Annotated in this window: 27 protein-coding genes; 18 read left to right on the plus strand and 9 right to left on the minus strand. The window is 37.6% G+C overall.

Translation table 11 applies throughout. The annotated features are described in order from the left end of the window. Positions 1 to 174: 174 nt before the first annotated feature. Entirely contained in the window at positions 175 to 597 is a 423-nt protein-coding gene (locus tag PN497_RS12010) for a DUF6335 family protein (RefSeq protein WP_096572399.1), read from the minus strand. A 365-nt stretch (positions 598 to 962) separates the two neighbouring features. Here PN497_RS12010 and PN497_RS12015 point away from each other — a divergent pair, with 365 nt between their 5' ends. The 9 genes from PN497_RS12015 (at position 963) to PN497_RS12055 (ending at position 7,744) form a co-directional block, all read left to right on the plus strand. Next, on the plus strand, positions 963 to 1,364 hold the full coding sequence (locus tag PN497_RS12015) for a DUF2267 domain-containing protein (protein WP_096572398.1): 402 nt from the start codon (positions 963 to 965) through the stop codon (positions 1,362 to 1,364). 186 nt (positions 1,365 to 1,550) lie between these two features. Next, on the plus strand, positions 1,551 to 2,645 hold the full coding sequence (locus tag PN497_RS12020) for a DJ-1/PfpI/YhbO family deglycase/protease (RefSeq protein ID WP_096572397.1): 1,095 nt from the start codon (positions 1,551 to 1,553) through the stop codon (positions 2,643 to 2,645). Positions 2,646 to 2,685: 40 nt separating this feature from the next. Further along, positions 2,686 to 3,096, plus strand: coding sequence for a hypothetical protein (locus tag PN497_RS12025; RefSeq protein WP_096572396.1), 411 nt, complete (start codon positions 2,686 to 2,688; stop codon positions 3,094 to 3,096). A gap of 91 nt (positions 3,097 to 3,187) precedes the next feature. After that, positions 3,188 to 3,529, plus strand: coding sequence for a cupin domain-containing protein (locus PN497_RS12030; RefSeq protein ID WP_096572395.1), 342 nt, complete (start codon positions 3,188 to 3,190; stop codon positions 3,527 to 3,529). Between the two features lie 157 nt (positions 3,530 to 3,686). After that, positions 3,687 to 4,145, plus strand: a complete 459-nt coding sequence (ureE, locus tag PN497_RS12035; protein ID WP_096572394.1) for an urease accessory protein UreE — start codon at positions 3,687 to 3,689, stop codon at positions 4,143 to 4,145. Continuing rightward, entirely contained in the window at positions 4,120 to 4,809 is a 690-nt protein-coding gene (locus PN497_RS12040; protein WP_096572393.1) for an urease accessory protein UreF, read from the plus strand. The genes ureE and PN497_RS12040 overlap by 26 nt, the downstream gene beginning before the upstream one ends. A gap of 105 nt (positions 4,810 to 4,914) precedes the next feature. Beyond that, entirely contained in the window at positions 4,915 to 5,511 is a 597-nt protein-coding gene (gene ureG / locus PN497_RS12045; protein WP_096572392.1) for an urease accessory protein UreG, read from the plus strand. Positions 5,512 to 5,912: 401 nt separating this feature from the next. Next, entirely contained in the window at positions 5,913 to 6,692 is a 780-nt protein-coding gene (locus tag PN497_RS12050) for a lipase family protein (protein WP_096572391.1), read from the plus strand. Positions 6,693 to 6,781: 89 nt separating this feature from the next. After that, positions 6,782 to 7,744, plus strand: a complete 963-nt coding sequence (locus tag PN497_RS12055) for an acetamidase/formamidase family protein (RefSeq protein ID WP_096572390.1) — start codon at positions 6,782 to 6,784, stop codon at positions 7,742 to 7,744. 205 nt (positions 7,745 to 7,949) lie between these two features. Here PN497_RS12055 and PN497_RS12060 read toward each other — a convergent pair whose 3' ends face one another. After that, a complete protein-coding gene (locus PN497_RS12060; RefSeq protein ID WP_096572389.1) occupies positions 7,950 to 8,558 on the minus strand; it encodes a Uma2 family endonuclease in 609 nt (202 codons plus the stop codon). 27 nt (positions 8,559 to 8,585) lie between these two features. Beyond that, positions 8,586 to 10,496: a DNA primase gene (dnaG, locus tag PN497_RS12065; RefSeq protein ID WP_096572388.1), complete on the minus strand. Its 1,911-nt coding sequence runs from the start codon at positions 10,494 to 10,496 to the stop codon at positions 8,586 to 8,588. Positions 10,497 to 10,633: 137 nt separating this feature from the next. On the opposite strand from dnaG, the gene tftA reads away from it, so the two are divergent. The 3 genes from tftA (at position 10,634) to PN497_RS12080 (ending at position 15,465) form a co-directional block, all read left to right on the plus strand. Beyond that, positions 10,634 to 11,986 carry a hormogonium tapered terminus morphoprotein TftA gene (gene tftA, locus PN497_RS12070; RefSeq protein WP_096572387.1) on the plus strand — a complete coding sequence of 451 codons (1,353 nt, stop codon included), beginning with the start codon at positions 10,634 to 10,636 and terminating at the stop codon, positions 11,984 to 11,986. Between the two features lie 1,014 nt (positions 11,987 to 13,000). Beyond that, a complete protein-coding gene (locus PN497_RS12075) occupies positions 13,001 to 14,662 on the plus strand; it encodes a tyrosinase family protein (RefSeq protein WP_096572386.1) in 1,662 nt (553 codons plus the stop codon). A gap of 56 nt (positions 14,663 to 14,718) precedes the next feature. Next, positions 14,719 to 15,465: a DUF2182 domain-containing protein gene (locus tag PN497_RS12080; protein WP_162501826.1), complete on the plus strand. Its 747-nt coding sequence runs from the start codon at positions 14,719 to 14,721 to the stop codon at positions 15,463 to 15,465. A 656-nt stretch (positions 15,466 to 16,121) separates the two neighbouring features. On the opposite strand, the gene minE is transcribed toward PN497_RS12080, so the two are convergent. From minE to PN497_RS12105, 5 genes are all read right to left on the minus strand, one after another. After that, entirely contained in the window at positions 16,122 to 16,427 is a 306-nt protein-coding gene (gene minE / locus PN497_RS12085) for a cell division topological specificity factor MinE (protein ID WP_096572384.1), read from the minus strand. Between the two features lie 35 nt (positions 16,428 to 16,462). Further along, the gene (gene minD, locus PN497_RS12090; RefSeq protein ID WP_096572383.1) at positions 16,463 to 17,269 is read right to left on the minus strand and encodes a septum site-determining protein MinD; all 807 of its coding nucleotides are present in this window, start codon (positions 17,267 to 17,269) and stop codon (positions 16,463 to 16,465) included. A gap of 244 nt (positions 17,270 to 17,513) precedes the next feature. Next, positions 17,514 to 18,617 (minus strand): septum site-determining protein MinC, encoded by a 1,104-nt coding sequence (gene minC, locus PN497_RS12095; RefSeq protein WP_096572382.1) that lies wholly within the window; start codon positions 18,615 to 18,617, stop codon positions 17,514 to 17,516. 129 nt (positions 18,618 to 18,746) lie between these two features. Further along, on the minus strand, positions 18,747 to 20,069 hold the full coding sequence (locus PN497_RS12100) for a four-carbon acid sugar kinase family protein (protein ID WP_096572381.1): 1,323 nt from the start codon (positions 20,067 to 20,069) through the stop codon (positions 18,747 to 18,749). A 256-nt stretch (positions 20,070 to 20,325) separates the two neighbouring features. Further along, positions 20,326 to 20,805: a DUF29 domain-containing protein gene (locus tag PN497_RS12105; protein ID WP_096572380.1), complete on the minus strand. Its 480-nt coding sequence runs from the start codon at positions 20,803 to 20,805 to the stop codon at positions 20,326 to 20,328. A 103-nt stretch (positions 20,806 to 20,908) separates the two neighbouring features. Between PN497_RS12105 and PN497_RS12110 the strand changes: the two genes are divergently transcribed. The 4 genes from PN497_RS12110 to PN497_RS12125 all read left to right on the plus strand — a co-directional run bounded on the left by PN497_RS12110 (position 20,909) and on the right by PN497_RS12125 (position 21,962). Next, positions 20,909 to 21,133 carry a DUF433 domain-containing protein gene (locus PN497_RS12110; RefSeq protein WP_096572379.1) on the plus strand — a complete coding sequence of 75 codons (225 nt, stop codon included), beginning with the start codon at positions 20,909 to 20,911 and terminating at the stop codon, positions 21,131 to 21,133. Positions 21,134 to 21,177: 44 nt separating this feature from the next. Next, entirely contained in the window at positions 21,178 to 21,321 is a 144-nt protein-coding gene (locus tag PN497_RS12115; protein WP_272110273.1) for a DUF5615 family PIN-like protein, read from the plus strand. Positions 21,322 to 21,444: 123 nt separating this feature from the next. Further along, positions 21,445 to 21,663: an addiction module protein gene (locus PN497_RS12120; protein WP_096572378.1), complete on the plus strand. Its 219-nt coding sequence runs from the start codon at positions 21,445 to 21,447 to the stop codon at positions 21,661 to 21,663. 2 nt (positions 21,664 to 21,665) lie between these two features. Further along, the gene (locus tag PN497_RS12125) at positions 21,666 to 21,962 is read left to right on the plus strand and encodes a type II toxin-antitoxin system RelE/ParE family toxin (RefSeq protein WP_096572377.1); all 297 of its coding nucleotides are present in this window, start codon (positions 21,666 to 21,668) and stop codon (positions 21,960 to 21,962) included. A 177-nt stretch (positions 21,963 to 22,139) separates the two neighbouring features. Here PN497_RS12125 and PN497_RS12130 read toward each other — a convergent pair whose 3' ends face one another. Next, positions 22,140 to 23,429 carry a Glu/Leu/Phe/Val family dehydrogenase gene (locus PN497_RS12130; RefSeq protein WP_096572376.1) on the minus strand — a complete coding sequence of 430 codons (1,290 nt, stop codon included), beginning with the start codon at positions 23,427 to 23,429 and terminating at the stop codon, positions 22,140 to 22,142. A gap of 217 nt (positions 23,430 to 23,646) precedes the next feature. Here PN497_RS12130 and PN497_RS12135 point away from each other — a divergent pair, with 217 nt between their 5' ends. Both PN497_RS12135 and PN497_RS12140 read left to right on the plus strand, forming a co-directional pair. Then, positions 23,647 to 23,847, plus strand: coding sequence for a type II toxin-antitoxin system Phd/YefM family antitoxin (locus PN497_RS12135; RefSeq protein WP_096572375.1), 201 nt, complete (start codon positions 23,647 to 23,649; stop codon positions 23,845 to 23,847). 74 nt (positions 23,848 to 23,921) lie between these two features. Further along, positions 23,922 to 25,262: a cytochrome P450 gene (locus tag PN497_RS12140; protein ID WP_096572374.1), complete on the plus strand. Its 1,341-nt coding sequence runs from the start codon at positions 23,922 to 23,924 to the stop codon at positions 25,260 to 25,262. Positions 25,263 to 25,271: the final 9 nt, after the last annotated feature.

Below are 25,271 nucleotides of genomic sequence, written 5' to 3' on the forward strand. Positions count from 1 at the left end.
AATCACCAAAATAAAAAACACAGAGTAACAAGCATAGTGTTTACTCTGTGTTTATCTGTTTATCAGTTGAAAATTGACAATTGATAATTTTTTATTAAAGGTTTAAAACCTTACCTTTCCAGGGGAAAAAGCCAAAAATTCCGTTTTTTCAATTCTCCTCTGACTCCTAAATGATTATGAGTTATTTTCATCTCGTCGTTGTTCATAATCTTCAGAAGATTTCGGATCTAGTTCCCAACGTGCATCATCACGATGTTCTAAAATATCGTTGGTGCGAAGAAAAGCATAATCATTCATTTCTAAACCTACTGCTGTTTCTAATTCCTCCGTTAAATTTTTCTCAGGAGTAGCAACAGTACCACCCACAGCTTCATCTCCTACCGTATCTTGCCAATAACTATCAATTTCATCACCCGCAATAGGGTATTCAGCAGGAAATTCAGGACTGTTTTCTGTATACTCTTGTCTATTTTCCCACAGCGATCGCTCACCAATATTATATCCTGGTAAGTTTTTTACGCCTGTACCATAGGATTCAGTAATTCCCTGTGGCAAATCATCAGTTTTATTTTCCTGTTTTTTTCTTTTTTTTGTCATGATAATAGCTACTTGCTGCAATAACAAAGATTTAGAAATTGTAATTTCATGAACCTTATCTGCATCTGTTTATTTTCACTCTTTGTATTTCAATATTTTAGCTACATGGCTGATGGCTGAATGCTTAACGTTTTTATTATAACTTTTTTATTATAACTTTTCACCAAATATATTTATCTAACTAAAGATTTATAACTTTAGTTATAAAAAATATATCCCTTGAGAACGAAGTGAAGCAATCTATGAAGTATTAATCTAGTAGGTGGTAAATCATTAGCAATTATAACTAGCAATTAGTTTAGTAAGGTAATTGGTAAGAAATTATTTTCAGATTTTCAGATTTAATAAATAGAGGAGATTAAAAAATGGAATATACAGAGTTTATTACCCATGTACAAAGTCTAGCTCAATCAAATTCCCGTGAAGAAGCAGAAGTTGCTACTCGTGCGACATTAGAAACAGTGAGAGAACTGATTCCTAAAGATGAAGCACAAGAATTAGCTGCACAAATACCACCAGAATTAGGTAAATATTTACGTGGCAGAGAAACAGAAGCTAGTCAATCTTTTCATCTGCAAGAGTTTATTGAGCGTGCTAGTCAGAAAGAAAATATAGAACCAACTACAGCAGCAATGCACGTGCGGGCAGTTTTTGCGGTTTTACAAAATGCGGTAACTCCAGAGAAATTCAAGAAATTTCATGCTTATTTTACCCATGATTATGAGGAATTATTTGCCACTTCATCAACAAGTGAAATGCCAGCATAACGAAGGCAGGAGGTCTATTTTACAGGGATTTAGACACTGCTCCAAAAACTTTGAACGAAGCCCGGTTTTAGACCAGATTGTTGCTATAACAATCAATTACAGTTCGAGATGGCTGGCTCAAATCACTGAAACTGAATAAGTGTAAAAAATCAATTTATTTGATAATTAGCCAGGGGAAGAAAACCAATGATCAACAATAATCATCATTCTAGTCAGAAAAAAGTTGCTATTCTCGTTGAACAAGAAGTAGAAGATTTAGAATTTATAATTCCTTGTCACGCACTCAAACAAGCGGGAATGGATGTAGTAGTTTTGGGTTCAAGGATGAATGAAAAATATAAGGGTAAAAGGGGAAAACTGAGCGTACAAGCTGATGGAACAACAACAGAAGCTATAGTTGATGAATTTGCAGCAGTGGTTATTCCTGGGGGTATGGCTCCTGATAAAATGCGGCGTAATTGTCACACAGTTTGCTTTGTGCGGGAAGCCATGAAGCAAGGTAAATTAATAGCCGCAATATGTCATGGACCACAGGTTTTAATTGAAGGTGATTTACTCAAAGGTAAACAAGTAACTGGGTTTACTGCTATTCGTAAAGATATCAGTAATGCAGGAGCAAATTATATAGATGAGCCTGTAGTTGTGGATGGTAATTTGATTACATCTCGTGAACCTGGAGACTTGGCAATTTTTACAACGGCACTTTTAAAACGTTTAGGTTATGGTGGTAAAGATGCTAATTTGCCTGATGAAAAAGACACAAGTGCAGAATGGTGGAAGTTAGCTGATGCTTGGGGTGGTTCAACCAAGAATGAAATTGTTAAAGGTTTAAATATTGCTTTAGGTGGAGAACGTTATTCTTTAGAAGCTCTAGAAAAGTATCTAGAAAAAGAATCTGAACAGGAGGTAAAAAACCTGTTTCAAGAAATGATAATTAATAAGCAACGTCACATTCAAAAACTGGAAACTTATCTGCATAGATTACATGAAAAACCATCTTTTGGCGCTAATGTTGCTAATCAATATGCTAAGGTAAAATCTGCATTGACTGGTAGTGATGATATCTATCAAATTCGTTGTGCATTGGGTGATGTACAAACAGGTATTGGTGATGTTAGCCATTTGTCGGCAATGTATACTGACCCAGTAGCAACGGCAATTTTTAAAGAAATTCACAATGATTTAGGTAAATATGAACAGCGATTAGTTGAACTATATCGTTCACGAATTGCTGCTGGTATTAAGCCTCCTAAACCTACTTCTAGTGCTGCTGTGGTGTAAGCATTTATTATTCAGGAAAACCCTATGAGCAAGGATAATTATGAATCGTCTTTTTAAGAGTTTTCAACGTCTAATTTTACGTCTGCTAGTAATTTCTTTTGTAGTATTTGCCTTTTTTGGCTTCCAAGCTTTTAGCTCTAGTAATGCTATGCTATTAGCACAAGCTGATACCGTGACAACTCCAGAAGGTACTTATTATAAAGGTACTCCTGATCAAGAAGCAATCAGAAATGAGCAGCCGCTAGAAAATACTCAAAGACAACTTCAAGAAACTGCTGATAATATTAGAGAAAAACTCAATCTTGATGAACCTATTCCTGAATCTACCAGACAGTTTTTAGAAGATGTACGCACAAATATTGACAAAAGTTTAGAGCCAATTACTGGTGATAAACCAGGTTATTATCAAGAGAATATACCACCAGAAAGAATGTTGAGAGACAAGAGATAAAGCAAGATGTGATGAGTTAGGAGTCCTCACTCCTGTCTTCATTAAAGTTCAAAATACTTCAAATTTCATGCTGTTTGCGGTCTAAAATATTATGAGTGACACAAGTGTTAAAAAAGTAGATTCTGCCTATTCTCCCACAGGTAAACTTGGTCAAAAGTATCTGGTATCGGGAAAAACTGTTTCGATGCGACTATGGGAAAATGAAGAACCAGGTGAGGAAAAAGTACCAACTCAACGGGAATATGAAACTGTTGGTTATGTAATTGATGGACAAGCAGAATTAGATATTTTTGGTCAGACAATTTTACTAGAAAAAGGTAGTTCTTGGGTTGTACCAAAAGGTGCAATTCATTCTTATAGAATTCTGCAACCATTTACAGCAGTTGAAGCGACGAGTCCCCCGGCTCAAATTCATGCTAGGGATGAAAATTAAATATAAAAGATAAAAATATCAAAGGTGTAGGATGTAGATCCCCGACTTCTGTAAAAGGTTGGGGATTTATTTTTGCAGATTATTGATATTTTTGTTGTTTTGTTGTAATATCATTTCTGAAAATTTACCAAGATATCTATAATTTATTGTTTTCATCATGTTGAATTTAACTAAAGTTAAACCTCCTGATATTAATGCTATCGTTAATTTTACTCTTCCACTTACCGCTGAAGAACGCACCCGTAGCCGTCACAAATTTACATTAACAGATGGAAAGGAGGTTTTTCTGCGTTTACCGAGAGGTACAGTTTTACATAATGATGATCTTCTCACTGATGAAAATCAAAACAATTTCATCAGAATTATTGCTAAACCTGAACCTGTTTTGACTGTGGTTGCACACACACCTTTACTCTTATTAAGAGCAGCTTATCATTTGGGTAATCGTCATGTACCTGTGGAAATTACTCCTAATTATTTACGCTTATCTCCCGATTCAGTTTTACGCACGATGTTAGAAAAGTTAGGGTTAGAAATTAAGGAAGAAGTTGTACCTTTTCAACCAGAATTAGGCGCTTATGGAGGAGCTTATGGACACCATCACTCTAACTCATAGTCATTTTTTATCTATTTTACAGTTAGCTAGTCCGGCTTTACCTGTGGGAGCTTATAGCTATTCTGAAGGTTTGGAAATGTTGGTAGAAAATGGTACTATTAATAGCAGTAATAGCTTAAAAAATTGGTTAGAAGCTGAGTTGAATTATGGGTCAATTCGCATAGATGGCGCTGTGATGATTAGAGGTTTAGAAGCTGCAAAAATGGGAAATTTAGCAGATTTAAAACGATGGAATTTGTGGTTATCTGCGGTGAGAGATACAGAAGAATTACGCGCTAGTAGTTGGCAAATGGGGCGATCGCTCATCCAATTATTAAGTAAACTTGCACCAGAAACTTTACCATTAGCTACCGCAGTGGGTTATCCTTGCAATTATGCGATCGCCTTTGGTATTGCTTGCGCTCATTGGCAAATTAACACTGATGCGGCATTATTAGCATATCTGCATAGTTGGGCAAATAATTTAATTACTGCTGGAGTCAAACTCATTCCCCTTGGTCAAACTGCTGGACAAGAATTATTATTAGAGTTGCAAACATTATTAAATATTACAATGTCAGAAATTCTCACCTTAGAAGATGATAATCTAGTTTGTTGTAGTTGGGGTTTATCCCTAGCTAGTATGCAGCATGAAACCCAATATACTAGATTATTTAGAAGCTAGGGAACAGGGAACAGGGAACAGGGAACAGGGAACAGTAAGAGAAGATAGGTAATAATTTTACTAATTACCAATTACCAATTACCAATCACCAATCACCAATTACTTATGAATGCTTTTCGAGTAGGAGTAGCAGGACCCGTAGGTTCTGGAAAAACAGCTTTAGTAGATGCTTTGTGTAAAGCACTGCGAGAAAAATATAAATTAGCGGTTGTTACCAATGATATTTATACTCAAGAAGATGCACAATTTTTAGTACGTTCTCAAGCATTGGAGAGCGATCGCATTTTAGGAGTAGAAACAGGAGGTTGTCCCCATACTGCTATCCGTGAAGATGCTTCCATGAATTTAGCTGCAATTGAACAACTAGAAGAAAAATTTATAGATTTAGATTTAGTTTTTTTAGAAAGTGGTGGTGATAATTTAGCCGCTACCTTTAGTCCCGAATTAGTTGATTTAACAATATATGTCATAGACGTTGCTGCTGGGGATAAAATTCCCCGCAAAGGTGGTCCAGGTATCACTAAATCAGATTTATTAGTCATTAATAAAATTGATCTTGCACCATTCGTTGGAGCAGATTTAAACGTCATGGAAAGAGATGCAAAAAAAATGCGTGGAGATAAACCCTTTATTTTCACTAACTTAAAAACCAAAATCGGTTTAGCGGATGTGATTCAATTCATTACCACACAAATCTGCTAAATTTGGAAATTTTATATTTTTTTTACTTTTAGATCCCCAACTTCTTAAAAAAGTCGGGGATCTGAGTATGATAGGTATTTTTGTAATATAAATTTATATTTTTTTATATTTTGCTGCACTCTAGTCGTTTGTAAATAAACAATGCTATGATATCCGTCAAATCACCAATAATACATAGATGTTTCCTAGAACGTCGATTCAGTAATGCTAGGTAATCTGTTTTTACCTTGTAGGGGCGAAGCATTCGGGTGATAACCTATCGCTGAAACCAGTTCATATTCTGTCCGAATGCTATGCCTCCGGCACGCTACGCGAACGCCCTTACGATTAATGAATTGGTGTTCTAGAACATCTGAATATTGGTCAACATATTGCTCAAAATTGTGGATGAGGACTTAGTGATGACAGTGAATTATTCCAAAGCAGTGAAAATGGCAGTGTGCTGTCAAGAAATTTATCAAGACTTCTCTAAAATAGCCTTTAGCGGCTGGACTGAAAAACCAATTCTGATTAGCGACAAAACCACTGATACTCAATTGGCAATTTTAGCAGATTCCTCAGCAGTAACTATAGTTTTTCGTGGTACTGAATCAAGAATGGACTGGCGATATAACTTCGATACTGGCAAGATAGGTATTGATGAAGAAAAGGAAAATAGAGAATTTGATGAGAAAATAATTCAACAACAAATTGTTGCTAAAACCGAGCAAACTTACCCATATAAAAAAGGTAAGAACTCTGGATCACTCATGCATTCTGGTTTTAGCAATGCTTACCTTTCCGTTAGAGATCACATTCATCAATATATCAAAGATAATCAGACTGCTAATATCATTGTCACAGGCCATAGTTTAGGAGGAGCATTAGCAACCTTATGTGGTGTAGATATTGAATATAATTTTCACCCTCAATTATCTTCCTTAGAAGTCTATACATTTGGCTCGCCCAAAGTAGGCAATAAGGAATTTTCTCAATCTTATAATCAGAGAGTTCCTAACACTTATCGCTTTATTTATGGCATGGATATAGTACCAGCATTACCCAGGTGGTGGCAAGGAAGATATAGTCATGTAGGTCAACAATTACGACTAGGACCTTGGTTTAGTTTCAACTTCATTTCTGCACGAGTGAAAGATCATGATATCCGCAATTATATTAGGTTGCTGGAAAAAACACTCTGAAAACTCAAAATAACCTGTTATCAATTGACAATTGACAATTGACAATTGACAATTGATAATTGTTTATTCAGCCATCAGCATCTGCAAAAATGACTCACCACATTTTAAAAGCTACGAAAGAAACTGTACATTTAGGTGGCTTTTCTCACCTCTTAAAACCAGCATTATTTGTTGATTCCCATGACACAATAGACATAGAAACATATACAGGTTATTACGTTTACGACAAAGCTCCTTCAGAATTTCTTACACCAGAATTTATTGATATCTGTGAAAATTTACCACCAGAACAAAAAATAGCACTAGGACCCCATTTACTCACCGGACCAATTTACATCAATAATGCACAACCAGGGGATATTTTAGAAGTACAATTAAAGTCAATTTCACCGCGTTTACCTGTTGGTTTTAACGCTATTCGTGCAGGTTGGGGAGCATTACCACAGCAGTTTACAGAAGCTGCATTAAGATTTATTCCCCTCGATTTAAAAAATAATTTTGCCGAATTTCCACCCGGTTCAAATATTAAAATTCCTCTCACACCTTTTTTTGGCATTTTAGGAGTTGCTACCCCAGAAAATAACCGTAATTCTATACCTCCAGGTGCTTATGGAGGAAATATTGATAACCGTCAATTACAAGCAGGTGCAAAATTATTTTTACCTATATATGTTCCTGGTGCATTATTTTCCATTGGTGATGGACATTCTGCACAAGGAGATGGTGAGGTAAATGTAACTGCTATTGAAACATCTATGAATGGCAGAATTAAACTCATATTACGTAAAGATTTACAACTGACAACACCCATAGCAGAAACTCCTACAGATTTCATCACAATGGGTTTTGCAGAAACATTAGATGATGCTTTGGAATTGGCGTTAAAAAATATGATTGATTTTCTAGAACGTTTTGCCAATTTATCACCAGAAGATGCTTATGTTTTATGCAGTTTAGCAGTAAATTTTCATATTACTCAAGTGGTGAATAGTCCACAAAAAGGGGTTCATGGAATGTTATCTAAATCTATTTTACCCAAGCTCAGGTTATAGGTGAATATTCAATAATTGATAATTGACAATGAACAATTGACAATTACCCCTCCATTGAAGGGAGAGGATTGAAAAAGCTTATTTTTTATTTTTCCCGTTGAAAGGAGAGGTTTTAAACCGTATGGCTAACGCCACGCTACGCTATCGGCTGACGCTCACGGCGGAAGCCTTTAATGAAACAATTGTCAATTTTCAATTGATAATTTTACTCTATTTGTTCCAAAAAGTTAATTTTTTTATACAGTTGTTTTAAAGATAATTTAAGGTTAATTGATGCAAGTTTTAAAATAGCATCTTCTGTTTCATACTCTGTCAAAATCCATTGATTTTCATTATTTTTGACATATTGCATTACATAATGTTTATGTTGATCAATCAAAATATATTCTTTAAATTCGGGAATTGAACGATAATAAAGAAATTTATCACCCCGATCATAGTCTTTTGTAGATTGAGATAGGACTTCGGCAATTAATAAAGGATTGGTGACAATTGTGGTGTTTGTACTATAATAAATAGGTTCACCTTCTATGACCATGACATCAGGATAAGTAAATTCTCGATAACGTTGTATCCACAGTTTTACATCTCCAATATAAATTTCATAGTCTAAATCATTTAATGCTAAATTCAGGCTAGTAGCTAAATTTAATGCTAGTTTATTATGATTTGTTGTTCTGCCTGTCATGGGTATAATTTCTCCATCTCTATATTCATTTTTGTACTCTGATTTTTCTTCCAGTTCTAAATATTCTTCTGGGGTATAGTAGGCTTTAACTGTTTTGATTTCTTGGATAGTTGTTTGTAGTTTCATAGAATTAGTATACTCCCTATTCTTTGATTAAAATAATTCGGCTATGGAAAATTGTCTTTGTTTATCTAATTCTTGTATTCGTCTTTTTTCAGCAATAGCATTATCATAATATGATTTATTTTTTTCTGGTTCTATTTGTGGATCAACTTTTTCCCACAGTTCCATAAAATGACGATAGCGTTTTTCCCTCAAAACTATTTCCATACAAGCTAAGGTTGCTTGTACAACTTGGGGAGTACGCAGTATTTCTTGCTTGTTTTTTTCATTCAAATGAAATACATGAGATACTATTTTTAAATCTTCTTCTAATTCTAAATACCGATTTTGTAAGTTAGAAATTAAGTCTACTTCTTCTAATGGAAATTCTAAACTTTTTTGCCACAAAAACCGATGATGAGAAAGGCTAAATTCTAAATTTCTTTCTTCTAATTCCTCAAATATAATTTGACGTTGTTCAGGACAATGGAGAAAAATTCGTAATAATAACGCCTCTGCTTGTTCTAATAAACTGCGTTCAGTGGTTACTAGAGATAGCTTTGGCGTTTTTGACTCTGGTTTGCGTAAACGCAAAGGTGGAGTTTGTACACTAGCAGGTGCAATTTGAGTTAGTAGGTTCTCAACTCGTAGGGGTATAAGTCTAGCGTCCCCTAAGCTGAGTATTTCTGCACAGTAGGAAATATAGTAATTAAGTGTATCACTATTAACGATTTTCTGCAAGATTTTAACCATTTCTTTTGTAACGATTTGAAAATTGGTAGCTTGTTTTAAATCTCTATCTTTAATAATTTCCTCAATTTGCCAATTTAACCACAGTGGTGCATTTGTTAATAGTTGCTGATATTCTGCTGCTGTATGAGTTTGCAAATATTCATCCGCATCTTTACCGTCGGGAATGTTGAGAATTTTTAACTGTACTTCCCCTTTATATGCTAAGGTGGCAATTTCACCAATTGCTCTTTCTGCGGCATTAATTCCAGCGTTATCTGCATCAAAATTAAGTATTAATTGTTTGGAATCTGAGTAACGCAATAATAGCCGCACTTGTTCTATACTTAATGCTGTACCCAGGGATGCAACGACGTTATTAATTCCTGCTGCATGAAGGGCGATCGCATCAAAATATCCCTCTACTACTACCCCTTGATCTGATTTAGAAATACCATCTTTAGCTTGATCTAAAGCAAATAAAGTTTTACCTTTACTAAATAATTCTGTTTCTGGGGAATTTAAATATTTTGGTTGTTCATCTGTTAAAGTTCTGCCACCAAAAGCAATTACTCTTCCTTGAACATCGTGGATAGGAATCATTAATCTATCCCGAAATACATCATAATAACCTCCCCCTTCTTTTCTAGGTTTAATTAAACCAGCTTTTTCTACCAACTGCACAGGATAATTTTTATTTTCCACCAAATAACGATGTAAAGTTTCCCAACCAGGGGGAGCATAACCTAAACCAAATTGTTGAATTGTTTCTATTTTTAATTGCCGATTTTCCTGTAAATATTGCATCGCTTTTTGACCCAAATTTTGTCTTAAAGCGTGTTGATAAAATTGGGCTGTAGATGCTAAAATCTCATATAATTGCTCACGTAAAGATATTTGACGTTGTAATTCTTGTCTTTGTTCAGGTGCTAAGGTTTTGACAGGAACTTGATAACGTTTTGCTAAATCTAGAACTACTTCTGCAAAATGTCGTTTATTCAAATCCATGACAAACTTAATGGCATTACCCGCAGCTTGACAACCAAAACAATAATACATTTGCTTGCTTGGACTCACTGTAAAACTAGGGGTTTTCTCGTCATGGAAAGGACATAACCCGACAAAATCTTTGCCTCGTCTACGTAAAACTACATAATCTGAGACAACATCAACAATATCAGCCCGGTGTTTAACTTCTTCTATTGTATCTGGATGTAAACGGGGGATTTGCATTTTTGGGTGATTGGTGATTGATGATTAGGGAAAAATCAAAACTCCTGACTCCTGCCTTATTATAATTCTTGATCCCAAACCCAAAATAATCGTTAAAATTGCTTCATGCTGGAGCTTAACAATGGGAATCATTAAAGATGGGACGTATTTTTATTTCGGCCGCGCATGGAGGTAGGGAAGCTGGCGGTATTGATCCTGGTGCGATCGCAGGTGGTACAACTGAAGCTAAGGAAATGATTCTGTTACGGGATCTAATTGTAACAGAACTGCGGGCGCGTACTGTGGAAGTTTTAGCTGTGCCTGATGATTTAAGTGCTGCCCAAACTATCACCTGGATTAACTCTCGCGCTCGTTCCACTGATGTGGCTGTAGAAATTCAAGCTGATGCTGCTAGTAGTCCTACTGTTAGGGGTGCTAGTGTTTACCACATTGCCAGCAACAATCAACGCAAGCAAAATGCAGAAACGTTACTCATGGGATTGTTGCGCCGTGTACCTCAATTACCTAATCGCGGAGTCAGACCAGATACAGACAGTGGCTTAGGTAGTTTGCAGTTTTGTCGCCGCACTACTTTACCGGCTTTAGTCATGCAAGTAGGGTTTCTCAGCAGTCCAGACGATCGCAATTTATTACAAACTCGTCGTCGTGATTTTGCATTAGGAATTGTAGATGGATTAACAGCTTGGAGTCGAGGAGTTGATTCAAATCCGGGAACTCCTGTAGAACCAAATTATCCACCAATCAATATTAACATCAATGGGCAAAATTATCCAGAACAAGGAGTATTAATTAATGGTAATTCCTATATTCCCATTGACTTAGTAGATCGGTTGCGAATTGATTTATCAAAATCACCTAATATTAACCGTGTAACCTATCGCCGTGTAGTTTATATCAAAGCTATCGAACTGCGAGATTTTAATATTTCTATTAGTTGGGATAGTGCAACTAAAACTCTTAAACTCCGTTCCATTTTAACAATTTGTCCGGCACACATTGAGCAAATTATTTCTAATGGAAATACCACAGAAGTACAGCTACAAATATTTTTGCGGAATAACAATGAAAACGCTCTAGTGCAGTTTCCTGACATTCCTAAACTTTATCGGGAAGAAGCGATCATTGAAGGCGTAAATCATGATCTTGCCTTTTGTCAAATGTGTTTAGAAACTGGCTTTTTACGTTTTGGAGGAGACATTAAACCTCAACAAAATAACTTTGCTGGTTTAGGAGCAATAGGTGGTGGTTCAGAAGCAGCATCTTTTCCTAGTGCCAGAATAGGAGTAAGAGCGCATATTCAACATTTAAAAGCCTATGCTAGTTTAGAACCTTTGGTACAACAAGAAGTAGATCCTCGCTTTAGATTTGTGACTAGGGGTGTCGCTTCTTCTGTAGATCAACTATCAGGAAGATGGTCCGCAGATTTAGATTATGGAACTAAAATTAAAGCTTTGTTTAAAAGACTTTATGAATCAGCAGGATTGATTTAATTAGCAGGAGGCAGGAGGTTTTTCGGTTTCTTTCTACTAATACCCAGATCCCTAGCTTCTTGAAGAAGTTGGGGATCTATCGAAAAAAAGATTTTTATCAATAAAGGGGGGTATATTATCAACATTATTGAGAATGAAGTCAATAATTTAAGGATTTTTGGGGATTTTTGGGGATTTCAGGGATGGGGGTTGACGACGAATTACCACATCTAAATTAACCCTAATTTTATTCAGGGATAAAAGTAAGTCGGCACGAAAAAACCAAGCAAGTACAAAAATGTAAAATTGCTAAAAACCTCTTCCCTCCTGCCTCCTGCCTTGCCATAACGACAATTTTTAACGCATACCTACTAAGTAGCAATATTTACTATTGTGATGCTATGGAAATTAAACCAAAGGTAGCCACCAAATGCAAGTATAGCAAGTATAATTTATGTCGCAAATATCTAGTTATTATTTAAGTGATTTTGTCACTGATATACAATTTAAAATACAATGAGTGAAAAATTAGCTAAAGTTACTAAAATTTTAGCTAAAGTTACTAAAATTAACGATATTCAATATTGACATTGCGTCAAATGTGCTTATTATTATATTCATGACCTATGCAACTGGCACATTCGTAGGGTGCATCAGATATCAAAAATCTGTTTATTTACATGATTTATGCCGTCTAGCACATCTTGCAAAAGTTTCTATGGTGTAATACTTGCATAAGTCATAATAGATAAAAATAGCGTGCTTGTTACATCGAGCTAAGGTTCTAATAGTACGGGATAACACGGGCTATTTTTAGCTAATTCTTGCGTATTAATGAATGCACGAACTTGTCTTAATATTCACCAATCATTGAATAAGAACAATGATTTTATCGCGTCTGAACTAAGGCGCGAAATTCTACTGAGGGATAGCCGCTCCCATACTCTCATTTCTCATTGAAGTAGAAACTCAAGTCTAGTTTTGTCTAGGTTTTACACAACGGTTCACTATCCAACAAACACCAAAAGGAATTTTATGGCTTTCACTCGCAGAAATGTATGGGCAAAGAATGGAGATTTCGATGATCCCGTGTTGTACTGGTACGCTAGGGGTGTTAGAGTCCTCAGAGCCAAGCCAATTTCAGATCCCACAAGCTGGGATTTTCTAGCTGCTATTCATGGTTTTGATCCCGTATTATGGCACCTTGAAGGCTTCCTGACCTTGGGTGAAAAGTTACCACCTTATTGGGTACAAAGCCTTTACTGGAAACAATGCCAGCACGGAAGCTGGTACTTCTTACCTTGGCATCGTGGCTATTTGCTGTCATTTGAAGCAATAGTGCGTGAAGCTATTAAACAGGAAATGATAGAAGACGAAAAGAAAGGTATCAAAGTTAATTATCATTGGACAGATTGGGCTTTACCTTACTGGAACCCCGCAGATCCAAAAGATGATTATCGTGCAACACAAATACCACCAGCATTTACCAATGAGTATATGCCGGATGAGTCTGAAAATCCTCTATATATCAAACAACGGTACGGACCTCTGGCAACACTGCCACAAAAAATTGCTCAAGGATCACAAGACGCAAAGAACCAGTATGCGTCGACCAAACTATCGCTAAGTCTAAAACAGACATTGACTCAACCCAGTTTTATGGGAACATCTGCATCTTCAACTGGTTTTGGGGGAGTAAAAACCACTTTTAGCCACGAGGCTACAACCTTTGGTCAAGCAGAAAGCAGTCCACATAACAACGTTCATGGTCTTGTTGGTGGGCGGGAAAAAGTTAAAATGGGCAAAGATAACAAACCGCTGAAAGATGAAAATGGGGAAGATATAGTTGAACGACGTGGTGGACTGATGGGTAACCCAGTCACTGCCGGTCTTGACCCTCTATTTTGGTTGCACCATGCCAATATTGACCGCCTGTGGGAAGTTTGGACCAACCGTAATCCGAAGCATAAGAACCCATATTTGCAGGAGCCACTACCAAATACACCAGAAAACGAAGCGGACAACCAAATAATAGAACTTTTCAACAGAACACAAAAAGAGTGGCTCGACGGTCCGAATGAACGTGGCTTTATGGTACCTTTGACATCTGGACAGGTCTGGGAGTTCAGACCAAAGGATGTTGTCAATACCTTGGCACTGAAAATAGATTACCAGTATGATCTCAGTTATCAATATGATGACATTTCAGATCCCCTAAAAGGTATGGCTACTAACCCTGTCGGAAAGCTTCCAGAAAACCTTGGTAGTACTAAGACCGCCACAAGCTTACAAGGAGCAAATAGAACTTCGATAGAGATTCAAATGGATAAACCAGTAAAATACTCCCCAGAGTATAGGTTTTTCCTGTCTCTAAATAATATCACCAGCAACAAGGATGGTAGGATCATTAACGTGTTTGTTAGTCTTCCTAAAGGTGCTCCAGGTTATGATTATCCTGATCTGTATGCGGGTAGTATCGCCTTTTTTGGTGTGAGCCAAGCATCCGCAGGTGGGGGACTAGGAGTTACCGAAGTTTTTGAAATTACCGATATCTTTGCTAAAACTGGATTTGGCGGACGGGATGGAACTAAGAACCTTAAAGTTACTTTCATCCCACTAACTGAGGACTATCCAGCCGATGATATAAGAGTGGAGCAAGTATGTCTGTCTCGTGAGTCGTTTAAACTCGAGCAATGAGAATCACATTAAGTAGATACATATCATTTATTAGTGAGCCTCCTCTACCGACGCTGGTGAAAGTTTCCCTGATTGCTTGGGGGGTGATGTTGCTACCAGGAGAACTTCATCAGGTAATGTCAGGACGGATGATTGCTGTCTCAGTTCATGGGCATGGACAGATGATTCACTCACTAGATGATATGCTCTCTTTCCACTCCCTGGCAGTGATCGTATTGTATTGGTTGGTGATGTTGGTTGCTATGATGTCTCCTGCGTTAGCCCAACCAATCCGTCACCTTTGGTTACGTAGCTTAACCCGACGGCGTTGGATTGCCATTGTTTTGTTTCTTTTTGGCTATATCAGTATCTGGACTCTGGCAGGTCTGATATTAATGCCTGTTGCAGCTTTGCTGAGGTTTTTTGTGGGCGAGGGATGGTTTGGCGCTTCTGGTGTTGCCTTGCTATTAGCCATTTTTTGGCAGTCTAGCCCGTGGAAGCAGTCCTGCTTGAACCACTGCCACTGGACTCCTGGCCTTTCACCTTTTGGACTGGCTGCTAATTTAGATTGTTGGCGCTATGGGATGGTTAACGGCCTTTGGTGTGTAGGAAATTGTTGGGCTTTAATGCTCTTACCTCTAACTGTCCTACAAACACACCTGATTATTATGGCTGTGGTAACTTTAATACTAATGTTTGACCGATACCGTCCCGTTCGTCCTATAAAATGGCGGATTCCCTTTGAGGAAGAAATCCTGTACAAGCTGTCACAACTTATTTGTGACTATCAACTATGGCGTAGAAAGAAATTGACGATTGATTAACTCATTGTGTAGTTAATGCAAAAATGTAGAGATGTTATATAGAACGTCTCTAGAATAGACCACTGGTAACATAAGATGTAGGGACAATTCATGAATTGTCCCTACATCTTTTTCGGAGATGTCTTATAGACATCTCCAGAAATTACATAAGTGGTTTCCAGAATTTATCAAGGTTTTATCTTTATTCAGCAAGCCCTAATTACGAATTATATACTTCTTCCATTTTCTTAGCTGTTCTGTAGTCTGGTATCGGGTGTCCAAGCTTGCATATTGTCAGAATCAGGATATCCAGGATTTAAGGATTTTCAGGATGTGATTGATAAATTGGTAGTGGGGATTTTTTGAATGTGAGTGGAAATAACGATGTTGAATATTTAAAAGTTTACTATATCTGGCTCCACAGATTTCTACTCATAACATAACTGTACAACAATTTTTGCGACTTGTCAAGTCTTGAAACTAAAAAAAACGAAAAATCCTGATTCTGGCAAGAGCTTACAGTGCAAATTTAATACACTCCTAACCCACCCTCCTCTAAGATACAAGGTTGGGTTGAGGAACAAAACCCAACATTTACAGGGGTTTGTTGGGTTTCACTTCGTTCAACCCAACCTACGTTATTTCGTTGTTTTGGGCTTAACCGAAAAGTATTGAGATCAAACCTCAATAGATGTCTCTGTTTCCTCTGGTTCAAGAGTGTTTTCCTTTACCCTACGGATGGGTAAATTAGCAATCAAAGCAGTTGTGCGTTGGTTGCTTTCTAAAGAAAACTCCAAACCATCTGTTTCAATTTCTACATAGCGACAGACAATTGCTAGGATTTCCTGACGCATTTTTTCCAAGGTTTGGGCATCTAAGTCTGCTCGGTCGTGGGCTATAACTACTTGCAGACGACGTTTAACTTCGGTGCGACTGGTGTTTGGTGTGCGAACAAAAAGTTTTTCTAAAAGTTCAAGAATCATTGCTGGCTAGGTTATAAGGCGGTAACTGAAAAAAATTAAACAATCTTTGTCCGTAACAACTTGCGTAACCGGGAAAATAAGTTGTCGTTCGGGGAGTCAAGATCAAGAAATTCGACAGTTTCCCCTTCTAATCTACGAGCAATGTTTTCAAAGGCTGAGGCTGCCAAAGAAGGAGCTTCTGATAATACTAAAGGTTCGCCTCGGTTAGTAGAGACGATCACACGCTCGTCATCAGGGACAACCCCGATTAAGGGGATGGCGAGAAGTTCCTGAACATCCTGTACAGACATCATATCATTTGCCCGTACCATTGCAGGTCTAATCCGGTTGATGATTAAATGAATCTTTTTGACACCTTGTGCTTCTAATAATCCTACTACCCGGTCAGCATCGCGGACTGCGGAGATTTCCGGGGTGGTGACAATGAGGGCTTCTTTAGCTGGGGCGATCGCATTTTTAAACCCCATTTCAATCCCTGCGGGACTATCTATGACTACATATTGGTATTTTTGCGCTAGTGCATTTACTAGCAGTTTCATTTGGTCTGGTGTTACCGCGTCTTTGGTGCGATTTTGGGCTGCTGGTAGTAGTACCAGATTCGGTTGTCGTTTATCTTTGACTAAAGCTTGATCTAAACGACACTCTCTAGCTAACACTTCTACCGCTGTGTAGACAATGCGGTTTTCTAGTCCTAGCAACAAATCTAAATTTCTCAGACCAAAATCCGCATCAACTAAGGCCACTTGTCGCCCGATTTTGGCTAAAGCCATACCCAGATTTGCGGAAACCGTGGTTTTACCCACTCCTCCTTTACCGGAGGTAATTACAATAATACGACTCATAACAGCAATGCGCTCGATTAGGGTTGGTGGAAATAATACTAAATATTGAGAGAATATTTAGAACTAGTTATAGCAGTAGACGGGGCGCTGATAACATCAATATATGATGAAACTTCCAGCATTATCAGGTTTTACTCCTGACTCCTGTACGGGCGTTCGCGAAGCGTGCTGGAAGCATCAGCATTCGGGCGATAAATTATCAATTTTTGTCCAAGGTTGTTTTCCGAATGCTTCGCCCCTACGACTACTGACTCCTGCCATAGAGACTCTGATTAATTTTGCTTAACTGACTGCGAGAAAAATCAGTAGCTTTGGCAATACGGATGCCTTCGGGTGTGATATGTGCCACTTCTGGGAAAAAATGTGTTAGTGATTTTTCAGGCGCTCTAGCTACTGCATCGGCGATTCGCAGTTGGGTTGGTTCCATTTGCAAAGCCATAATTAGACAATCACGATTTCCCCCAGCGCCGGCATGAGCTACCCCCCGCAAACGCCCCCAAATGAGAATATCACCATCTGCAACCACAATACCACCAGGGTTGATATCTCCCAAAATAATCACAGTGCCAGGATGGCGAATTTCTCCACCTGATCTTACTGTCATTTCTAGATAGAGCGCATCTGCTAGAGGTTTAGGAGCTAGTTGAGCGTCAGCGGTGAAGGATGGTTGTAGTTGGATTTGTTCGACAGAATAACCTAATGTACAAGCGGCGATCGCTGTTTGTCTGCGACTTGTGGCAACTGATTTTAACTCTAGTTGCAGTTCATTTAAAGTTTGTGCCAGTTCTTGCAGTTGTCTTGAGTCCAATAAGCGGTCTTTCGCTACCAAATGTACTATAGTGTTAGGTATACGTAGGCGATCGCTACCATTTAGTCTCTGTCTCATTTGTTGCCAAATCTCGGAGCAACTGAACTCAGAAGCAGGTACTTGAGATTCTGTTGGCAAAATTAATAATAGTCTTCCCTCCTCGGTTTTTAACTGAACTTGAATATTATTGTTGTTATTTTTTCCTGTTGACACTAACTCATCGCTGTTCAGATCAATCAATTCAAAATTGCTTGTTTCTGTTTTCTTATCTTCAGATTTCTCTTCAGATTTCTCTTCAGAATTAGAATCTATCTTCCTATCTGCATGAGCTTGTAAATAGACAAGAACAGAATTTAGCTCTCCATTGGGAATGATAGAATCACTATCTTTAACATCTACATTAGTATCTCCCTCTTTATCAACAGGGTTGACACTTTTTTCCTCTCTATCATCATTAATAGAGATTGATTCTGCATCGTTAAGTGCAGAATTTGACTCCATTTTCAAATCTTTTGGTGATTTCTTAGAATCAGAATTCATTCTTAATGGGTAATGGGTAATTGGTAATTGGTGATTGGTGATTGGTGATTGGTGAGAAATATTTACCTTCTGCCTCCTGCCTCCTGACTCCTGCCTCCTGACTCCTGCCTCCTGACTCCTGATAAATGTTTACTGATTAGTCAATCTTTGATAAATTGTAGCCAAGGCATCAGCATTACCGACATTACCGGGAAATAAAACCACAGGTAAATTAGAAAACTGAGGATGATCAGATGGTGTAATTACCATTGAACAACCGGCTAAAATTTGACCTAATAACCGAGCAGAAGTTAAATTTAAACCTGTACTCAAGACATCATTAGAAGTTATACCCCCCTTGCTGATTAAAAATCCTATATCAGCTGGTAAACCCTTTACAATATCCATTAGTAAAGCCGAAACTCTTGCCCCAAAGTCTAATCTAGTTTTGACATCTTTAAAAGTCAATTCCTGACGGCTAGTATAAACTACTGGTGTTTTTCCAGCGTTATGTACTTCCCGGATGTGTTCTAGAATCTCGGTTAGCAGTTTAGCAGATTCATTGACTCCATCATCAAGTAATCTTCCGACATTAACTTCTATCCCTACCGTTCCCGCAACTGTTAACAGTGATTCTAACTGTTGAGTTGTCTTTTTCACATGAGAACCAACAATAACTGCTCCCGGTTTACCACCACGCACATATTCTGCCATATTTTCCGCAGCTATGGGTTGGGGGGGTAAAGCAGCTAAAGCTGTTAATATACTAGCAGCGGAACGGAATAAAAAGCGTTTACCTTGACTGGCGGCTGTTAATATGTCTACAGCAAAGGTGTTAAGATCGGCTTGGGTTTCCCCATCAACTACCCCACAGTGATTATCATACAGTTGCAATAATCTTTCTAAGCTTCCTTTACGGATATCATCAAGTAAAAATCTGGTGACGGTATCTTCTTTGATGCGTCCTTTGGTTTTTTCTTCTACATACTTGGGTAAGTAGCTGTAATTGTAACTAAATACAGAATCACGAGCAAATTCTGTTTCGTGTACGGGGGTGGGTACACCATCAATAATTAGATAATGGATGCTATCGCGGGTAATGCGTCCACCTTCAAAAAATGCGGGTACGAGAAAATGAGCGTCAAAAGGTCCGAGTTCTTCGGCAATGACATCGGTTTCTATGGGATAATGACCGCGTAAGGTGGAGTCAGAACGACTAACTACGAGAAAATCCTCGATGTTTTCTGCTGCTAGTGCGATTTTGAGGTTATGACAAACTTCTCTGGTGACATTTGCTGCATCTTCTGGGGTGAGCGATCGCGTATTGGTTAAGATAAAGAAAATGGGAGCATCATCTTTTAAACCTAAACGCAAGGTTTCTACATCCCAACGCATCAGGAGTAAACAACTGTGAACAGTTTGAGAACCGGTGGGATCATCATCTAAAACGATTATTTTGGGTTGGTTATTCATGGAGTATGTTAATGGTGGTAAATATTCTACATTTAAAATATGATGACATTTTTTTGAGATTTTTCAATTATTTTTGCATATCTAAATTTAACTGCAATCATTGATTTAGATGTCTCACTTCTCAGGTTTGCAGATTGGCTAAATTATTTACAAGTAACTCTTGGTTGTTGGCAAGTAGTTGTTTATTATCGCGCAAAATTTGCTCACTTTTTCAGGTGTGAACTAAATCTTTGAGAAAAAATTAGGGTATTTGCAGTTAAATAGGATTGCTATATTCGGGAAACCAGTTTTCATCCAAAATTTGTTCTAAAGAACCGATGGGTATAATGGGGAATGTGTCAAGAGGAAGTTGAGAACTATCACTGACTAATTTTCTTGCTTCTTGATAACATTTTTCAAATATCTCCAAAATGTAAGGCTTTAAACTCGGACTATCTGTAAGTTCATCTTTTATTTGTATTCTAAATGTTCTAACTTCTCTTTTGCAATGTCCTTGATTTCGTTCTCTTTCATTATCCCAGCATTTGAGTTTGAGTAGGTGTTCAAGCAACTTAATTAATAAACTTTTAATTGCTCGCTTCTGACTTCTACCCATAGTTTCTAATTCTTCTAATAAATTCTCTAAATCAACAGCAGAAAATTGAGCTGTGCGAAGTTGGTTAATGGTTGTTTTTATCCACAGGTAATAATCTTGATCGTATAGGGTTTGAGTTTCGGGTTTTGTTGGTGTTTGCATAGAATAGGGGTGGGTTAGCTATGTGTTGTTATTTTAGCTTAGGTTAGTTGCAAATCAAACAAACTTGATTTACACTGAAAAAAGAGTATTGAAATCACCTTATATGTCAAGTTTACTAGAAAGAATTACGATTAATCCCAAACAATGTGGTGGTCGTCCTTGTATTCGGGGAATGAGAATTAGGGTATCAGATGTATTAGATTTATTTGCTTCTGGTTTAAGTGCAGAAGAAATTCTAGAAGAAATGCCGGATTTGGAAGCTGATGATCTTAAAGCAGCACTTTTACACGCTTCACGAAAACTCAATCATCCGGTATTAGTTGCATGATAATCTGGGTTGATGCACATTTATGACCAGCTATTGCCACTTGGATTAGTCAGACATTTAGTATAACTGCTTTAGCCTTGCGTGATGTTGGATTAAGAGATGCTGAAGATGAGGAAATTTTTGCAGCAGCAAAGGATAAAGGTGTTATTTTTATGACTAAGGATAGTGACTTTATGTATAGTTTATGAGTCTACTCGCTCACTAAGGCGATCGCACCTCATATATTCCCTTAAACTAACTCAATGTGTAAAGCGATCGCTTATCCTGGAAAATATATGAATTGCCTTCTTTGCCTATCGAGGTCAATAAACATGGACATCAGTGCAACCTTAAATCAGATCAAAGCCCTGAGTATTGCAGATAGAATTAGTATTGTCCAAGAGATTTTAGAAAGTATAGCAGCAGAACAAGCTTATCCCGATTTAACAGAAGCGCAAAAACAAGAACTTGATCGTCGCATTACTGATTATGAAGCAAATCCAGATAATGTCATGACTTGGGAGGAAATTAAAGCTTCAATTAGAGGATAATAATGAATTACGTCCTAGTCTTTCGTCCAGAAGTTCGTGAAGAACTGGATGAGGCGTATATCTGGTATCAAAATCAGCAAGCAGGACTTGGTGATGAGTTTTTAGACTGCGTGGATGAAATGCTAAATCGCATTTGTCAAATGCCAGAATCTTATGCCGTGGTATATTTTGACGTGCGACGGGCGGTAGTGCGGCGTTTTCCATACACCATATATTATCGAATTGTATCTAGTCGTATAATCGTAACAGCAATTTTTCACAGTCGAAGAGATCCAAAATCATGGCAAAAGCGAACCTAAAAAAATAGTCGGTGCGATCGCACCTCATAAATTACCTTAAACTAACTCGATATTACTTGTAGGTGAGTTTGTATTGTTTAATTCCAAAGGAGCAGGTTTAAATGTTGAAAGCACAATTAAACGGGGTTGATAATAGCATTCCCAGTCAGAGACTGGGAACGAGTTATAACCCTGTAACTAAGGATACAAACCCCTATCAGTCAAAGCTTGCGCCACTCTACCCACACCAAGAGTATAAGCGGCTAACCGTAAATTTACTCTGCGAGTCTGTGCTTGTTGAATCACGTGACGGTAAGCATTTACCATTAAATGTTCCATTTCCCGGTTTACTCTTTCCTCATCCCAGAACAGATAAGAAAGACCTTGCACCCATTCCAAATAACTAACTACTACCCCCCCAGCATTAGCTAAAATATCAGGTAAAACCGTAACTCCACTGGCTTCTAAAACTCGGTTAGCTTCCAAAGTCACAGGTCCATTAGCTGCTTCAGCAATCATTTGCGCTTGAATCTGATGCACATTTTCTTCCGTAATTTGATTTTCCAAAGCAGCAGGAATTAATACATCACAAGGTAAAATGAGTAAATCTGCATTACTAATGGGAATAGCTTGGGGAAAACCCAGCACACTGCGACGATTTTGAGCAGCGTAAGCTTTTAAAGCCGGAATATCAAGCCCAGTTTCCGCATATACACCCCCAGCACCACTGGAAACCGCAATAATTTTTGCCCCTGCTTGGTATAACAATTCAGCCGCAGCACCCCCCACATTACCGAAACCTTGAATAGCAATTTTTACATCTGCCAGGGATTTACCTTGATCTGCCAAGGCTTCCCGGACAATAATCATTACACCGCGCCCCGTAGCCATTTCTCGACCCAGAGAACCACCTACAGAAAGGGGTTTACCAGTAACAACACCGGGTACAGCATGACCAACATTCACAGAATAAGTATCCATCATCCAGGCCATTTCCCGCGCAGATGTACCCATGTCTGGGGCTGGTATATCTACTGATGGTCCAATATCTTTAATTAACTCACTGATATAACGGCGACTTATTCTTTCTAATTCTGCTACACTATATTGTTTCGGATCTATGGGAATACCACCTTTAGCACCACCATAGGGAATACCTAACAATGCACATTTCCAAGTCATTAACATAGCTAAAGCGGAAACTTCCCGTAAAGTCACTGCCGGATGGTAACGAATACCACCTTTATATGGTCCTAAAATATCAGAATGTTGTACCCGATGTCCGGCTAAAACTCGCACTTCCCCATTATCCATTTTGACGGGTATGGAAACGGTGACGACTTTCCGGGGATGACTAAGTATTTCTAATAAACCAGGATCTAATTTTAATTCTTTACCTGCCCATTCCAAATAACTACAAGCTTGGTCAAACGGGCAAATATGGGCTGGAGAATGATTTTCCCACAATGGGCGCGATGTTGTCACCATAACATTTACTCCTCATCACGGTACTTTGGTGAACCGGATATGTATGGTTAGCTTACCCTGTTTTTTTGAAAAAATAAGAATTTTGTAGTTTTCGTTACAATTTTATTTTTCTGGATATGTGGCAGAATTGCTACCAAAGTTAATTTTGTGGAGTTAATTTTGTGGGTTGCTTGATTTTTGCTAAAATTATAGTCAAAATGTCTAAATTAGTCATGCTATGCAAACCTACACTCTCACAGATGCGCGTAATAAACACGGTGAGGTTTTTGATAAAGCTGCGGTTGAACCTGTTTTGCTCACTAAACAGTCACGGCCTAGTCATGTGATTATTTCCGCAGATAGTTATCAAAAATTACTTGATAGAATTCAAGAATTGGAAAATCTTTTATTAGAAAAAAATCCGAATATCCAAAAATAAATATCAGTTTAAGCACTAGGTTTAAGTGATATAATTTTAAAATAAACAATCAAAAATTACAAAGGAAAATAAATATGGTCAGTATTAGCAAGGATAATAATCAATTACCTTTACCACCGGGAAACTTTGGTTTACCTATCATTGGTGAAACAATTAGTTTTTTAACGGATAGAAATTTTGCCAATAAACGACAAAAGAAATACGGCAACGTTTTTAAAACTAATATCTTTGGTTCTCCTACAATTATGATGATAGGAGCAGATGCAAACCGCTTTGTATTTAGTGGTGAAAATCAGAATTTTATAATTCAATGGCCTAAGACTGTTTCAGAATTGCTTGGTCCTGCATCTTTAGCAACGCAAACTGGAAGCATTCATCAAACCCGACGTAAATTATTAGCTCAAGCATTTCTACCCAGAGCTTTAGCAAGTTATACACCTACAATGGTGGAAATTACTAATAGCTATTTACAAAAATGGTTAAATTTAGGTCAATTAACCTGGTATCCTGAAATCAGACAATATACTTTTGATGTGGCTTGTAAATTATTAGTAGGAACAGATACTACTAATGCTCCTCATTTTGCTGAATTATTTGAAGAATGGTGTCAAGGTTTATTTACTCTTCCCATTCGTTTACCTTGGACTAAGTTTGGTAAAGCTCTAAAAAGTCGAGAACTGTTATTAGCGAAAATTGAAAATATAATTTTACAACGTCAAAAGCAGCCAATCTCAGAAAATTCAGAAAAAGATGCTTTGGGTTTGTTGTTAAATGCTAAAGATGAAGATGGTAATAGTTTGAGTGTAAATGAACTCAAAGATCAAATTTTAACATTATTATTTGCTGGACATGAAACCTTAACTTCGGCAATGTCTTCTTTTTGTTTGTTGTTAGCACAAAACCCAGACATTCTAGCAGCAGCAAGAACAGAACAACAACAAATAAATTCTACAGGTGAATTAACCTCTGAACATCTGAAACAAATGACTTATTTAGACCAAATACTCAAGGAAGTTTTGCGAGTTATTCCCCCTGTTGGTGGTGGTTTTCGTTCTGTAACTAAAACTTGTGAATTTAATAGATATAGTATTCCTCAAGGTTGGAGTGTACTGTATCAAATAGGGAAAACCCACCAAGATGAAACTATTTATAAAAATTCTCAAACTTTCGACCCAGCAAGGTTTAGTGTAGAGAGAAATGAGGAAAAATCTAAACCTTTTAGTTATGTTACCTTTGGTGGTGGGATGAGAGAATGTTTAGGTAAAGAATTTGCTAAGTTGGAAATGAAAATATTTGCTGCTTTACTGTTGCGTGGTTATGAATGGGAACTTGTACCAGGACAAAATTTAGATTTAAAAATGACACCTACACCTCAACCGAGTGATGGTTTAAAGGTATTTTTACGTTCTCTTTAATATGATTTT

Source organism: Sphaerospermopsis kisseleviana CS-549, assembly GCF_028329225.1.
In the GTDB taxonomy this organism is placed as follows: Bacteria; Cyanobacteriota; Cyanobacteriia; order Cyanobacteriales; family Nostocaceae; genus Sphaerospermopsis; species Sphaerospermopsis kisseleviana.